The sequence below is a fragment of the Pseudomonas mendocina genome (assembly GCF_900636545.1).
Lineage (GTDB): Bacteria > Pseudomonadota > Gammaproteobacteria > Pseudomonadales > Pseudomonadaceae > Aquipseudomonas > Aquipseudomonas mendocina.
In genome coordinates, this window is the sequence record NZ_LR134290.1 from 2407901 (window position 1) to 2421372 (window position 13472).

Consider the following 13472-nt stretch of genomic DNA (forward strand, 5'->3'; position numbering starts at 1 on the left):
GCCCGGAAACTTCTCAATCGAGGCTTCCGCGGTCGATTTCCTCATGGGAGTGCTGGCGTCACGCGCGAAACCCGTGTTGCCCATTACCGAGGAGGAAACCCGCTCGTGGATAAAGTCGACAAGTCGTTGGACACCTGGCGTGAAGAACTGACCGACGAGCAGTTCCATGTCTGTCGCCTGGGAGGGACGGAGCGACCATTCACCGGTGCCTACCACGACAGCAAGACCCCAGGCGTCTACCACTGCGCCTGCTGTGGCGAAGCCCTGTTCGATTCGGACGCCAAGTACGATTCCGGCAGTGGCTGGCCAAGCTATTTCCAGCCGATCAACGACGAGGTGATCGCCAGCCTCGACGATTACAGCCATGGCATGCATCGCATCGAGGTCAAATGCGCCAAGTGCGATGCCCATCTGGGGCACGTGTTCCCGGATGGCCCTCGGCCGACGGGGCTGCGTTACTGCATCAATTCGCTGTCGCTGAAACTGGTGCCGCGGGATTGATTACGGCGCGCCAGGCACCTTGCGTGCCTGGCACTTAGGGTTCAACTCTGCTGCTCTAAAGGCTGGCGGCTTTCTTCCAGGGCGTTGCAGGCCTGCTGGATCATGTCTTCGGTGATCGGCACTTCGCGGCCCTGACCATCAATGATAAAACCCACCGGCGCATGCGATTGCTGGGTGGCGGGATGTTGGGCATTGTCTTGCAAGCTCATGGCCTGTCTCCTCATTGGTAGTGCGCGCCAGTCTAGGAGGGCTAGATGAAGGCGCGGTGACAGCTGCGACGGCGGAACTCCGTCACAAAACACTTGGCAAAAGTCGTATTGCAGGCTGCGTGCCAGCCTGTATGGAACGAGGGATAAATGGCGCGTTTTCGTATCGGTCTGATCATCAATCCACTGGCCGGGCTGGGTGGCCCGGCCGCCTTCAAGGGCAGCGACGGCATGGCCAGCCAGGCGCTGGCCATGGGTGTCGAGCCCAGAGCGGCGCAACGTACGCGTACCGCGCTTGAACAGTTGTCGACCCTCCATGAACGCATTGAGTTCGTCAGCTATCCCGGCGCCATGGGTGGCGATCTACTGGCGCAGATGGGCTTCGAGCATCGCTTGCTGGGTGAGTTGGGCGAGGGCGCGACCACCGCCGAAGATACCCGCCGTGCGGTGCGGCAGCTTCAGGACGCCGGCGTGGCGCTGATTCTGTTCGCTGGCGGTGACGGTACTGCTCGTGATGTCTGTGCGGTGGTGAACGCGTCGCAGCCTGTGCTGGGCATTCCGGCAGGGGTGAAGATCCAGTCTGGCGTCTATGCCATCAGCCCACGGGCAGCAGGCGAACTGACTGCGCGACTGGTCGAAGGCGGTCTGGTGCGCCTGGCCAGTGGCGAAGTTCGCGATATCGACGAGGCTGCCCTGCGCGAGGGGCGTGTGACCGCTCGCTGGTATGGCGAGTTGTGCGTGCCGCAAGAGGGCGGCTATGTGCAGGCAGTCAAGCAGGGTGGGATGGAGTCCGAAGAGCTGGTGCTTGCCGATCTGGCCGCCTGGCTGGAGAGTGAATGGGAGCCGGGCGTTCGCTACGTGTTCGGCCCCGGCTCGACGCTGCACGGCTTGGCGCAGAATCTTGGGCTGGAAACTACCTTGCTCGGTGTCGATGTGATCGAGGATGGCCGGGTGATCGCCCGCGACGTCAACGAAGCCGAGCTGTTCGCGCTGGTAGAAGGACATGCGACCTACTTGTTGGTGACCGCAATCGGCGGCCAGGGGCATATCATTGGTCGCGGTAATCAGCAGATCAGCCCGCGTGTGCTGCGCGCCGTCGGCCTGGAGCGCCTGCGCGTGGTCGCCACCAAACGCAAGCTGGCGACGCTGGAGGGCCGGCCGCTGCTGGTCGATAGTGGTGACGTGACGCTGGATGATGCCTTCCCCGATGCCGTGCGGGTGTGGGCGGGTTACAAGGAAGAGTTGCTCTACCCCCTGAGTCGATAGGAGATCGCAATGCGCATGCTGGTTCTACTGCTGGCTTGGTCGCTGGCGCTTGCCGCGCAGGCCATCGAAGCTGACAGGCTGGTGCTGGATGCACGCAAGCAGGTCGGCGTGACTCTGGGTTATGACCCGGCCTACCGACAGTTGAGTTATCCCGGTGGCGACGTACCTATGGCTACCGGCGTGTGCACCGACGTGGTGATCCGTGCGCTGCGGCAGCAGGGACTGGATCTGCAGGAGGCGGTGCACCGCGACATGCGCGGCAACTTTGCCGTCTACCCGAAGAACTGGGGCCTGAGTCGACCGGACAGCAACATCGACCACCGTCGCGTGCCCAATCTGATGACCTGGTTCAAGCGCCAGGGCTGGTCGCTGCCGGTCAGTCAGGACGCCGATTCCTACCGAGCCGGCGATATCGTCACCTGGGATCTGGGGCGTGGCCTGACTCACATCGGCATCGTCAGCGATCGTCAGGCGTCAAATGGTGCGCCGCTGATCCTGCATAACATCGGCCGGGGCACGCAGGAGGAAGACATCCTGTTCACCTACCGCATCACCGGCCATTACCGCCCGCAGGCGCAACAGGTGGGTGCCACGCGATGACGCAAGCGTCGTTACCACCCGGCTTGTCTGCAGGCGAGCGCGTCGTGCTGTTCGACGGCGTCTGCAAGCTGTGCAACGGCTGGGCGAAATTCCTTATCCGCCATGACCGGCAGCACCGGTTTCGTCTGGCTTCGGTGCAGTCCCCCCAGGGGCAGGCGTTGCTGGCCTGGTACGGGCTGCCCACCGACCGTTTCGACACCATGGCGCTGATCGATGATGCCGGGCTGCATGTGCGCTCCACGGCGCTGCTGCGCATTCTTGCCCGATTGCCCCAGCCCTGGCGTGCGTTCTCATGGTTGCGGCTGATTCCGCGGCCGCTGCGGGATTGGTGCTATGACCGCGTCGCGCTGAACCGCTATCGCCTGTTTGGCCGGCATGACGTATGTATGCTGCCTTCAGCAGACCACGCCGAGCGTTTTCTACATGACTGAGCGGCGCCTGGCGTACATCGCCTGGCTTGCACGGCTGGCGCTGGCCGCAGTCTTCATTTGGCATGGCCTGGCGCCAAAAATCCTCTGGCTGAGCCCTGATGAGGTGGCGATGATCGGTGCGCACGGCTTGCCCGATCACCCGTTGTTCGCACCGGAGCTGATCGCCCGTATCGGAGGCATCGCCGAGGTATTGCTGGGCATTGCGCTGCTGACCATTCGCCGTCAGCGCTGGCCTCTGCTGTTGGCCGGTGGGGCATTACTGTTGCTGCTGCTTGATGTGGCGCTGCTGAGCCCCCATCTGTTGATCCAGGCGTTCAATCCGCTTTCTACCAATCTGGCTGCATTGGCACTGTGCGCAGTGGCCTGGTTGGCCGAGGCGCCCACGGTTACCGACCCCTGAGGCTCGTATGATCTCGATGCTGTCTTCTCGTCAGCGCGGCGCGATGCGCCTGGCCTGGCGTTTCATCGCGCCTTATCGCGGTCGTGTAGTGGGTGCGCTGCTGGCCTTGCTGTTCACAGCGGCGATCACCCTGTCCATGGGGCAGGGCATCAAGCTGCTGGTGGATCAGGGACTGGCCACGCAATCCCCAGCCGCATTGCGTCAGTCCCTGCTGTTGTTCTTCGTGCTGGTGCTGGCACTGGCCTTCGGCACCTACACACGCTTCTATCTGGTGTCATGGATCGGCGAGCGGGTGGTGGCCGACATTCGGCGGCGGGTGTTCGATCACCTGATCGAGCTGCATCCCGGCTTCTACGAGAGCAATCGCAGTTCGGAGATCCAGTCGCGGCTGACCGCCGACACGACGCTGTTGCAGTCGGTGATCGGCTCGTCACTGTCGATGGCGCTGCGCAACCTGATCATGCTGATTGGCGGCAGCGTGTTGCTGGTGATCACCAATCCCAAGCTCAGCGGTATCGTCCTGCTGGCCTTGCCCCTGGTGGTGGCACCGATCCTGCTGTTCGGCCGCCGTGTGCGTGCGCTGTCGCGGCAGAGTCAGGATCGCGTGGCCGATGTTGGCAGCTACGTCGGCGAGGTGTTGGGGCAGATCAAGACGGTGCAGGCCTACAACCATCAGAACGAGGACAAGCGACGCTTTGGCGAGTCGGCTGAGGCGGCTTTCGATGTGGCGCGCAAGCGCATCGCTCAGCGTTCCTGGCTGATCACCGTGGTCATCGTGCTGGTGCTCGGTGCGGTAGGGGTGATGCTCTGGGTCGGCGGCATGGATGTGATCGCCGGGCGCATTTCCGGCGGTGAGCTGGCGGCATTCGTGTTCTACAGCCTGATCGTCGGTTCGTCCTTCGGTACCTTGAGCGAGGTGATCGGTGAACTGCAGCGCGCAGCCGGAGCGGCGGAGCGTATTGGCGAGCTGCTGCGCTCCAGCAATGCCATTGTCGCGCCGGACGAGCCGCAACATCTGCCGCATCCTGTGCAGGGCATTATCGAGCTACAGGGCGTGCGTTTCGCCTATCCATCGCGTTCGGACAGTTACGCCATCGATGGCGTCGATCTGCGGGTGGCAACTGGTGAAACGCTGGCGCTGGTCGGGCCGTCCGGAGCTGGCAAGTCGACGCTGTTCGATCTGCTGCTGCGCTTCTTCGACCCGCAGGCCGGGCGCATCCTCATCGATGGCGTGCCGATCGATCAACTGGACCCGCGTGAGCTGCGTGCCTGCTTCGCCCTGGTTTCGCAGAACCCGGCGCTATTCTTCGGCTCGGTCGAGGACAACATTCGCTATGGTCGCCTCGATGCCAGCCAGGCCGAGGTGGAAGCTGCCGCGCGGGCCGCACACGCTGATGAGTTTATCCAGCGCCTGCCGCAGGGTTACCAGACTCATCTGGGCGAAGCTGGGCTCGGGCTTTCCGGCGGGCAGCGCCAGCGTCTGGCCATTGCCCGAGCGCTGTTGGCTGATGCCCCGATCCTGCTGCTCGATGAGGCGACCAGTGCGTTGGATGCCGAGAGTGAACATCTGATCCAGCAGGCACTGCCCTCGCTGATGGCCGGGCGTACCACCTTGGTGATCGCTCACCGTCTGGCCACGGTCAAGCAGGCGGATCGCATTGCGGTGATCGAGCAAGGGCGCCTGGCTGCAATCGGTCGGCATGCCGAGTTGATCGCGACCAGCCCGCTGTACGCGCGCTTGGCCGAGTTGCAGTTCGGCAGCTAGCTCTTCGGTTTGATGGTCGCAGCCGCGCCAGCCGAGGCGACGATGATCGCGCCCACGGCCAGCCATTGGCCCCAGAGCAGCTTCTCGCCGAGAAAGGCCAGGCCGCACATTGCGGCGACGGCTGGTTCCAGGCTCATCAATACGCTGAAGGTGCGCGCTGGCAGACGCGTCAGCGCCACCATTTCCAGGCTGTAGGGCAGGGCGGACGACAACACCGCGACGCCGAGAGCGATAGGCAGCAGGTCGAGGCTGAGTAGGTCGCTGCCTGCGTGCCAGGCGCCGATGGGCAAGACCAGTAGTGCGGCGACCCAGGTGCCCAGGGCCACGGTGTGGCGACCATGCTGGGCGCCGGCCTTCTGCCCGAAGACGATGTACAACGCCCAGCAGATACCGGCGCCGAGCGCCAAAGCCGCACCGAGCGGGTCGATGGCGTGCTGCGTGGCGCCGGTGGGCAGCAGCATCCACAACCCGGCGATGGCCAGGATCACCCAGACGAAGTCCAGCAGGCGGCGTGAGGAAAACAGCGCCAGTGCCAGTGGGCCGGTGAACTCCAGTGCCACGGCGATGCCCAGCGGGATACTCTGCAGCGACATGTAGAACATCAGATTCATGCCGCCCAGCGCCAGGCCATACGCCAGCAGGGCATGGCACTTGCGCAGGTCCAGGCGGGCCCGCCACGGCTGCATCACCAGCGACAGGATGATCGCGCCGAGTACCAGGCGCAGGGCTGTCGTGCCTTCGGCGCCTACCAGCGGGAACAGGTTCTTGGCCAGCGAGGCGCCGCTCTGGATCGAAACCATGGCCACCAAGAGCAGGGCGATGGGGACAAGAAGGGCGGAGCGTGGCATGGGGGTGTCCTGGTGGTGATCAGCAAAGAAAAAACCGGCCGCTGGGGCCGGTTCTTCGTGGCGCCTAGTGGCTGCCAGGCCGTTGAAAAAACGTAGGCGAGGCAGGCAAGACAAGGCAAAAGTGACCGAAAAAGCGGAGTTTACAAGCTGTAAATGAGCATTTTGAGGTCGCTTTTAACGCGGTATTGCCAACGTAGGTAGTTTTTCAACGGGCTGTTAGCGGTATTCGCAGAGGTAGGCGGTATCCACGGCCACCTTGAGCTGGAACTTGCTATTGGCCTCGACGGTGAACTGGCTGCCGGCCTCGAAGGTGTTCCAGCTGTCGCTGCCCGGCAGTTTCACGGTCAGGGCACCGGCGACGACATGCATGACTTCCAGCTGGCTGGTGCCAAATTCGTATTCACCCGGGGCCATCACGCCGATGGTGGCAGGACCCTCGGCCATGGCGAAGCCGATGGATTTGACGGTGCCGTCGAAGTACTCGTTGACCTTGAACATCTGCGATTCCTCGGAAGGAGTTGGGGAAATTGTCGGGAGCCGTTCGTAGCGTCGCCTGACGACGGTACGAAGAATGGCTGCCTTAAGCGGCAGGCCATAAAAGGGTCGCCAGTATGCCCAAGCGGCTTTTCTTCGTCATTAGTCTTTGAGAGGAAGTACCAATGGCAATAAGCGTGCGGTATTGCGTGCGTCCTCGAGAGCTCTGTGCTGCTGCCCTTGAAATTGCATGCCGGCCAGCTGCAACGCACTGTGCAGGCCAATTGGGCGCTGGAGTTGGCGGGCCTTGGCGAAAGCCTGCTTCAGATTCAGGTGGGGAACCTCAGACAGCAAGCTGTTCAAGTGGTGCTGGCGCCATTCCTGCTCCAGTTGGCGGCGGTCGTAGTCGCCCCAACTGCTCCAGCCCACCAGGCGAGGAGCATGTTGGGTCAGCCAGCGCTCGAACTGGGCCCAGACTTGTGGCATTGGCGCAGCGCTATCGACATCGCTCTGGGTGATGTGGGTGAGCTCACGGCAGAAGTCTGTCAGACACGGGCGCCGCTGTGGTTTGACGATGCGCTGAAAGTGATCGCGCTCATGGCCGTCCACGCCAACCAGACTGGCACCGATCTCGATGATTTCCATTTCTTCCATCGGCCAGCCACCTTCGTCGGTCGTGGCTTCCAGGTCGATGACCAACCAATGTCCCATTGGTGCTCCTAGTCGTTCGCAAGGCCTTGCTCGGGGCCGATTGGCAGGCAGTATGGAAGGCCTTTCCGGCCAGGGCAAACGTCGTGTTAGGCTCTGCTGCCTATGTCTGCAGGAGGTTGTTATGGCAAAGGTCGCATTTATCGGCTTGGGCGTTATGGGGTATCCGATGGCCGGGCATCTTGCCCGCAAGGGGCATCAGGTGACGGTCTACAATCGTTCGCCTGGCAAGGCCGTGCAATGGGTGGCGGAATATGCTGGCAGCAGCGCGGCGACCCCGCGCGAAGCAGCAGAGGGCGCCGAGTTGGTGATGTGCTGCGTCGGCAATGATGATGATCTGCGCAGCGTGATTCTGGGTGAGCAGGGCGCCTTTGCTGGTATGGCGCCAGGTGCCATCCTGGTCGACCACACCACTGCTTCGGCTGACGTGGCGCGTGAGCTTGCGGCTGTCGCGACCGAGCGTGGCCTGGGTTTCCTCGATGCGCCGGTGTCTGGTGGCCAGGCCGGTGCGGTCAATGGCGTGCTGACCGTGATGGTCGGCGGCGAGCAGCAGGCCTACGCGGCGGCAGAGCCGGTGATCCAGTGCTACGCGCGCATGATGCGTCTTATGGGGCCGGCCGGCAGCGGCCAGTTGAGCAAGATGGTCAACCAGATTTGCATCGCTGGCCTGGTGCAGGGGCTGGCCGAGGCGCTGAACTTCGCCCAGTGCGCGGGCCTCGATGGTCATGCGGTGGTCGATGTGATCAGCAAGGGAGCGGCGCAGTCGTGGCAGATGGAAAATCGCTACAAGACCATGCTGGCCGGTGAGTTCGATTTCGGCTTCGCGGTCGACTGGATGCGCAAGGATCTTTCTATCGTGCTCGAGGAGTCTCGTCGCAATGGCGCTCAACTGCCGGTGACAGCGCTGGTGGATCAGTTCTACGCCGATGTTCAGGGCATGGGCGGCGGGCGTTGGGACACTTCGAGCCTGCTGGCGCGCCTGCAGCGTAACCGCCAGTAGGCCTATGCTGCTGGAGGCGGTCGGGTTGGAAGCCAAAGCAGGGTGCACCGGCCCGCCAAAGATATCGACGGATGGCGCGCGGCTGATTAGGATCGCCGCCGTTCGTTTGTAGTCGAGGTCGTTTCATGGAGTGTCGTGCCGGTTGCGGTGCCTGCTGCATCGCGCCTTCCATCAGCTCGCCGATTCCAGGTATGCCGAACGGCAAGCCGGCAGGTGTGCGCTGCATCCATCTCAATGCCGAGTTCCTCTGCGCCATTTTCGGCCGCCCTGAGAGGCCTGCTGTATGCGCGGGCTTCAAGGCGGAAGAACAGCTCTGCGCGGATGATCGCGAAAGCGCCATTCGCATGTTGGGGTGGCTGGAGCAGGCGACTGCCTGATGATCTGAACCGCTTGCCCCCTCGTGGGTCGAATCGCAAACAGTCCCACCGGGAGTTGCTCGAAGATGATGCGTTTTTCCGTTCTGGCGATGCTGATGTGTGCGACTGCTGCCCAGGCTGCCGAAAGGCAGTGGCAGCTGGAGCGTGAAGAAGATGGTGTCAGCGTGTACCTGGCCGATGTGCCGGGGTCCAAGTACAAGGCTTACCGCGGCGTGGTGACGATCAATGGCGATCTAGCTGCCGTGCAGGCCGTGCAGGAGGACGTCGCAGGTTCCTGTGCCTGGATCTTCAGTTGTCAGCAACAGCGCCTGCTGGAAACCAAAGGCGATGTGAGTGAGCTGTACACCCGTTTCGAAATGCCCTGGCCGGTGAAAGCTCGCGACTCGGTTATTCAGGTGACGACGCAAACCGATGCCGATGGCAGCGTGACCCGGCTGCTCAAGGCGGTGCCAGAGCGCTTGCCGGAGGAGAAGGACTTCGTCCGCGTGCAGCGCGTCGATGGGCAGTGGCACCTGAAACCGCTGGATGGCGGCAAGGTGGAAGTGACGTACGAGGTGCATACCGAGCCGGGCGGCAGCGTGCCGTCTTGGTTGGCCAACAGTTTCGTCGTCGATGCGCCGTTGCAGACCCTGCAGGGCTTGCGGGCTAAGGTGGAAGGGCGCTGAACCAGTAGCGCTTCCCGTAATAAAAAAGGCTGCCAGATTGGCAGCCTTTTTTGTCTCGCGGTGCTATCAGCCGCGGTCGGCTGGCAGGTCGCGCTGCTCGTAACCGGTGTACAGCTGACGCGGGCGGCCAATCTTGTACGGGCCGGAAAGCATTTCCTTCCAATGTGAGATCCAGCCGACGGTACGCGCCAGGGCGAAGATCACGGTGAACATCGAGGTCGGAATGCCGATGGCTTTGAGGATGATGCCCGAGTAGAAGTCCACGTTCGGGTAGAGGTTGCGCTCCTTGAAGTAAGGATCGTTGCGCGCGATCTCTTCCAGCTTCATCGCCAGTTCCAGCTGCGGATCGTTGATACCCAGCTCGGCCAGTACTTCGTCGCAGGTCTGCTTCATGACCTTGGCGCGCGGGTCGAAGTTCTTGTAGACGCGGTGGCCGAAGCCCATCAGCTTGAACGGGTCGTCCTTGTCCTTGGCCTTGGCCACGAATTTTTCGATGTTGTCCACGCTGCCGATCTCATCGAGCATGGTCAGCACCGCTTCGTTGGCGCCACCGTGGGCCGGGCCCCACAGCGCGGCGATGCCGGCGGCGATACAGGCGAACGGGTTGGCGCCCGAGGAGCCAGCCAGGCGTACGGTGGAGGTGGAGGCGTTCTGCTCGTGGTCGGCATGGAGGATGAAGATCTTGTCCATCGCCTTGGCCAGCACCGGGCTGATCGGTTTGATCTCGCACGGGGTGTTGAACATCATGTGCAGGAAGTTTTCCGCGTAGTTCAGGTCGTTACGCGGGTACATCATGGGTTGACCCATGGAGTACTTGTAGGTCATGGCGGCGATGGTCGGCATCTTGGCCACCAGGCGCATGGCCGATACTTCGCGGTGCTGCGGGTTCTTGATGTCCAGCGAGTCGTGATAGAAGGCGGACAGGGCGCCGACCACGCCGCACATGATGGCCATCGGGTGAGCATCGCGGCGGAAACCGTTGAAGAAGGTCTTCAACTGTTCGTGAACCATGGTGTGGTTCTTGATGGTGCTGACGAACTGGGCCTTCTCTTCCTTGCTCGGCAGTTCGCCGTTGAGCAGCAGGTAGCAGGTTTCCAGGTAGTCGGATTGCTCGGCGAGTTGCTCGATGGGGTAGCCGCGGTGCAGCAGAATCCCTTTGTCGCCGTCGATGTAGGTGATCTTCGACTCGCAAGAGGCGGTCGACATGAAACCAGGATCAAATGTGAACCGACCCGTGGCGGTCAGGCTCCGCACATCTATTACTTCGGGACCAACAGTGCCGGTCAGAACGGGCAGTTCGACGGGGGCATTGCCCTCGATGATCAACTGCGCTTTTTTGTCAGCCATATGTGGCCTCCTAGTTATGCTTGAAATCATCAGACAGCCCCCCACGCAGGGCCCGCACCACTATAGTGAGATAAATCCGAAAGTCAATTTGCGAGAACCCAGACAGTAGAAGGGTTTGCGCGTGATTTTCAACGAAAAAAGGCCGCTATTTACGCCATTTGTTTAAAGGCTGCAATGCGCTTTTTGGGGTAGGGCATTGCATTGTCATTAGTCTGCTAACTGTCTATACTCTGCGCCCGACCGCCAGGGGCTTTGCGGCCATATCATGGCGGTCGTCACTCCTTGGGTGATGGGTACCTGACCAGTGCACTTCCCAACAACTTTGCCCTGATAGTTAGGGGCTCTCAGTGTGATAAAAAGCCGTGAATAGCCAACGACCTGTAAACCTAGACCTTAGGACTATCAAGCTCCCAGTCACCGCTTACACCTCCATTCTTCACCGTATCTCCGGTGTCATCCTCTTTGTCGGTATCGCCATTCTGCTGTTCGGCCTCGACAAGTCGCTGACCTCCGAAGAGGGCTTCGCCCAGGTGAAAGAATGCCTGACCAGTCCGCTGGCCAAGTTCGTGATCTGGGGTCTTCTTTCCGCTCTGCTGTATCACCTGGTGGCCGGCGTGCGCCACTTGATCATGGACATGGGCATCGGCGAGACGCTGGAAGGCGGCAAGCTGGGCTCGAAAATCGTCATCGCCGTTGCGGCGGTCGTGATCGTGCTGCTGGGGGTATGGATATGGTAACTAATGTCACGAATTTCTCGCGTTCGGGCCTCTATGACTGGATGGCGCAACGCGTTTCTGCGGTCGTTCTTGCGGCTTACACGCTGTTTCTGCTGGGCTATGTGATCTGCAATCCGGGCATGGGCTACGCCGAGTGGCATGGTCTGTTCTCGCATACCGCAATGCGCATTTTCAGCCTGCTGGCTCTGGTTGCACTGAGCGTGCACGCCTGGGTTGGCATGTGGACCATTTCCACCGACTACCTGACGCCGATGGCGCTGGGCAAGTGGGCGACTGGTGTGCGTTTCCTGTTCCAGGCCGTGTGTGGCATCGCCATGTTCGCGATGTTCGTCTGGGGCGTGCAGATTCTGTGGGGTTTCTGATTCATGGCTAGCATCCGTACTCTTTCCTATGACGCCATCATCGTAGGTGGCGGCGGCGCCGGCATGCGTGCTGCGCTGCAATTGGCTCAGGGCGGTCACAAGACTGCCGTGGTCACCAAGGTGTTCCCGACTCGCTCGCACACCGTTTCCGCTCAGGGTGGCATTACCTGCGCCATCGCCTCGGCCGACCCGAACGACGATTGGCGCTGGCACATGTACGACACCGTCAAGGGTTCCGACTATATCGGCGACCAGGACGCGATCGAGTACATGTGTTCCGTTGGGCCGGAGGCTGTGTTCGAGCTCGAGCACATGGGCCTGCCGTTTTCCCGTACCGAGCAGGGCCGCATCTATCAGCGTCCGTTCGGCGGTCAGTCCAAGGGGCCGGACAATCCGACCCAGGCGGCTCGTACCTGCGCCGCTGCCGACCGTACCGGTCACGCGCTGCTGCACACCCTGTATCAGGCCAACCTGAAAGCCGGCACCTCGTTCCTCAACGAGTGGTATGCCGTTGACCTGGTGAAGAACCAGGATGGCGCCATCGTCGGCATCATCGCCATCTGCATCGAGACTGGCGAGACCGTCTACATTCGCTCCAAGGCCGTGGTCCTGGCAACTGGCGGTGCTGGCCGTATCTACGCCTCCACCACCAACGCCCTGATCAACACCGGTGATGGCGTGGGCATGGCCCTGCGTGCCGGTGTGCCGGTGCAGGACATCGAAATGTGGCAGTTCCACCCGACCGGTATCGCTGGCGCTGGTGTGCTGGTTACCGAAGGCTGCCGTGGCGAGGGTGGTTACCTGATCAACGCCCATGGCGAGCGCTTCATGGAGCGTTATGCTCCGAACGCCAAAGACCTGGCTGGCCGCGACGTGGTTGCGCGCTCCATGGTCAAGGAAGTCATCGCCGGCAACGGCTGTGGCCCGAACAAGGACCACGTGCTGCTGAAGCTCGATCACCTGGGCGAGGAAGTGCTGCACAGCCGCCTGCCAGGCATTTGCGAGCTGTCGAAGACCTTCGCTCACGTCGATCCGGTCGTCGCTCCGGTCCCGGTCATCCCGACCTGCCACTACATGATGGGCGGCGTTGCCACCAACATTCATGGCCAGGCCATCACCCAGGATGCCAGCGGCAAGGACACCATCATCGAAGGCCTGTTCGCTGTTGGTGAAGTCGCCTGTGTATCGGTACACGGCGCCAACCGTCTGGGCGGAAACTCGCTGCTTGACCTGGTGGTATTCGGCCGCGCCGCTGGTCTGCACCTGGAAAAAGCGCTGAAAGAAGGCGTGGAGGTCCGTGGTGCCAGCGAAACCGACATCGAGCAGTCGCTGTCGCGTTTGGCTGGCGTCAACGAGCGCAGCACTGGCGAAGACGTGGCCCCGCTGCGTAAAGAACTGCAACAGTGCATGCAAAACTACTTCGGTGTATTCCGTACCGGCGAATACATGCAGAAGGGCATCCAACAACTGGCCGACCTGCGTGAGCGCATCGCGAAAGTCAAAATCGCGGACAAGAGCCAGGCGTTCAACACTGCGCGTATCGAAGCGCTGGAACTGCAAAACCTGCTCGAAGTCGCCGAAGCGACCGCAGTGGCTGCCGAGGCTCGTAAAGAGTCCCGCGGTGCACACGCTCGTGAAGATTTCGAGGAGCGCGACGATCAGAACTGGCTGTGCCACTCCCTGTACTTCCCGGGCGAGAAGCGCGTAGCCAAGCGTGACGTGAACTTCGCGCCGAAGACCGTTCCGGCATTTGAACCCAAGGTTCGGACTTATTAAGGGTGACTG

Annotated in this window: 17 protein-coding genes; 12 read left to right on the top strand and 5 right to left on the bottom strand. The window is 61.9% G+C overall.

Translation table 11 applies throughout. The features are described 5' to 3' along the window. Nucleotides 1–105: 105 nt before the first annotated feature. Nucleotides 106–501 (top strand): peptide-methionine (R)-S-oxide reductase MsrB, encoded by a 396-nt coding sequence (gene msrB / locus EL191_RS11085; RefSeq protein WP_017360766.1) that lies wholly within the window; start codon nucleotides 106–108, stop codon nucleotides 499–501. Nucleotides 502–542: 41 nt separating this feature from the next. Here the strand turns inward: msrB and EL191_RS24405 are convergent, their stop codons facing one another. After that, nucleotides 543–710: a PA1571 family protein gene (locus tag EL191_RS24405; protein ID WP_017360767.1), complete on the bottom strand. Its 168-nt coding sequence runs from the start codon at nucleotides 708–710 to the stop codon at nucleotides 543–545. 147 nt (nucleotides 711–857) lie between these two features. On the opposite strand from EL191_RS24405, the gene EL191_RS11090 reads away from it, so the two are divergent. From EL191_RS11090 to EL191_RS11110, 5 genes are read left to right on the top strand one after another with little or no spacing between them, the layout of a single operon-like run. Next, nucleotides 858–1973 (top strand): ATP-NAD kinase family protein, encoded by a 1116-nt coding sequence (locus tag EL191_RS11090; RefSeq protein ID WP_041979497.1) that lies wholly within the window; start codon nucleotides 858–860, stop codon nucleotides 1971–1973. Nucleotides 1974–1982: 9 nt separating this feature from the next. After that, nucleotides 1983–2573: a DUF1287 domain-containing protein gene (locus EL191_RS11095; RefSeq protein WP_041979493.1), complete on the top strand. Its 591-nt coding sequence runs from the start codon at nucleotides 1983–1985 to the stop codon at nucleotides 2571–2573. Further along, nucleotides 2570–3004 carry a thiol-disulfide oxidoreductase DCC family protein gene (locus EL191_RS11100; RefSeq protein WP_041979491.1) on the top strand — a complete coding sequence of 145 codons (435 nt, stop codon included), beginning with the start codon at nucleotides 2570–2572 and terminating at the stop codon, nucleotides 3002–3004. Before EL191_RS11095 ends, EL191_RS11100 begins: the two co-directional genes overlap by 4 nt. Next, entirely contained in the window at nucleotides 2997–3404 is a 408-nt protein-coding gene (locus EL191_RS11105; RefSeq protein ID WP_041979489.1) for a DoxX-like family protein, read from the top strand. The genes EL191_RS11100 and EL191_RS11105 overlap by 8 nt, the downstream gene beginning before the upstream one ends. A 7-nt stretch (nucleotides 3405–3411) precedes the next feature. Continuing rightward, the gene (locus EL191_RS11110) at nucleotides 3412–5169 is read left to right on the top strand and encodes an ABC transporter transmembrane domain-containing protein (protein WP_041979486.1); all 1758 of its coding nucleotides are present in this window, start codon (nucleotides 3412–3414) and stop codon (nucleotides 5167–5169) included. Here the strand turns inward: EL191_RS11110 and rhtA are convergent. The 3 genes from rhtA to EL191_RS11125 all read right to left on the bottom strand — a co-directional run bounded on the left by rhtA (nucleotide 5166) and on the right by EL191_RS11125 (nucleotide 7202). Next, complete coding sequence (rhtA, locus tag EL191_RS11115) at nucleotides 5166–6017, bottom strand: threonine/homoserine exporter RhtA (protein ID WP_013715372.1); 852 nt, start codon at nucleotides 6015–6017, stop codon at nucleotides 5166–5168. The two genes, EL191_RS11110 and rhtA, sit on opposite strands and share 4 nt — an antisense overlap. A 216-nt stretch (nucleotides 6018–6233) precedes the next feature. Then, nucleotides 6234–6515 (bottom strand): pyrimidine/purine nucleoside phosphorylase, encoded by a 282-nt coding sequence (gene ppnP / locus EL191_RS11120; RefSeq protein ID WP_041979485.1) that lies wholly within the window; start codon nucleotides 6513–6515, stop codon nucleotides 6234–6236. A 138-nt stretch (nucleotides 6516–6653) separates the two neighbouring features. Beyond that, complete coding sequence (locus EL191_RS11125; RefSeq protein ID WP_013715374.1) at nucleotides 6654–7202, bottom strand: exonuclease domain-containing protein; 549 nt, start codon at nucleotides 7200–7202, stop codon at nucleotides 6654–6656. A 121-nt stretch (nucleotides 7203–7323) separates the two neighbouring features. Between EL191_RS11125 and EL191_RS11130 the strand changes: the two genes are divergently transcribed. From EL191_RS11130 to EL191_RS11140, 3 genes are all read left to right on the top strand, one after another. After that, on the top strand, nucleotides 7324–8199 hold the full coding sequence (locus tag EL191_RS11130) for an NAD(P)-dependent oxidoreductase (protein WP_041979484.1): 876 nt from the start codon (nucleotides 7324–7326) through the stop codon (nucleotides 8197–8199). Between the two features lie 125 nt (nucleotides 8200–8324). Continuing rightward, nucleotides 8325–8576 carry a YkgJ family cysteine cluster protein gene (locus EL191_RS11135; RefSeq protein ID WP_013715376.1) on the top strand — a complete coding sequence of 84 codons (252 nt, stop codon included), beginning with the start codon at nucleotides 8325–8327 and terminating at the stop codon, nucleotides 8574–8576. Nucleotides 8577–8641: 65 nt separating this feature from the next. Continuing rightward, complete coding sequence (locus EL191_RS11140) at nucleotides 8642–9241, top strand: START domain-containing protein (RefSeq protein ID WP_013715377.1); 600 nt, start codon at nucleotides 8642–8644, stop codon at nucleotides 9239–9241. 66 nt (nucleotides 9242–9307) lie between these two features. Here the strand turns inward: EL191_RS11140 and gltA are convergent, their stop codons facing one another. Further along, the gene (gene gltA, locus EL191_RS11145; RefSeq protein ID WP_041979482.1) at nucleotides 9308–10588 is read right to left on the bottom strand and encodes a citrate synthase; all 1281 of its coding nucleotides are present in this window, start codon (nucleotides 10586–10588) and stop codon (nucleotides 9308–9310) included. A gap of 362 nt (nucleotides 10589–10950) precedes the next feature. On the opposite strand from gltA, the gene sdhC reads away from it, so the two are divergent. The 3 genes from sdhC to sdhA are packed head-to-tail and all read left to right on the top strand — an operon-like array spanning nucleotide 10951 to nucleotide 13463. After that, on the top strand, nucleotides 10951–11325 hold the full coding sequence (gene sdhC, locus EL191_RS11150) for a succinate dehydrogenase, cytochrome b556 subunit (protein WP_013715379.1): 375 nt from the start codon (nucleotides 10951–10953) through the stop codon (nucleotides 11323–11325). After that, a complete protein-coding gene (sdhD, locus tag EL191_RS11155; protein ID WP_024308045.1) occupies nucleotides 11319–11687 on the top strand; it encodes a succinate dehydrogenase, hydrophobic membrane anchor protein in 369 nt (122 codons plus the stop codon). Before sdhC ends, sdhD begins: the two co-directional genes overlap by 7 nt. Before the next feature lie 3 nt (nucleotides 11688–11690). Beyond that, nucleotides 11691–13463 carry a succinate dehydrogenase flavoprotein subunit gene (gene sdhA, locus EL191_RS11160; RefSeq protein WP_013715381.1) on the top strand — a complete coding sequence of 591 codons (1773 nt, stop codon included), beginning with the start codon at nucleotides 11691–11693 and terminating at the stop codon, nucleotides 13461–13463. The last annotated feature ends 9 nt before the right edge of the window (nucleotides 13464–13472 follow it).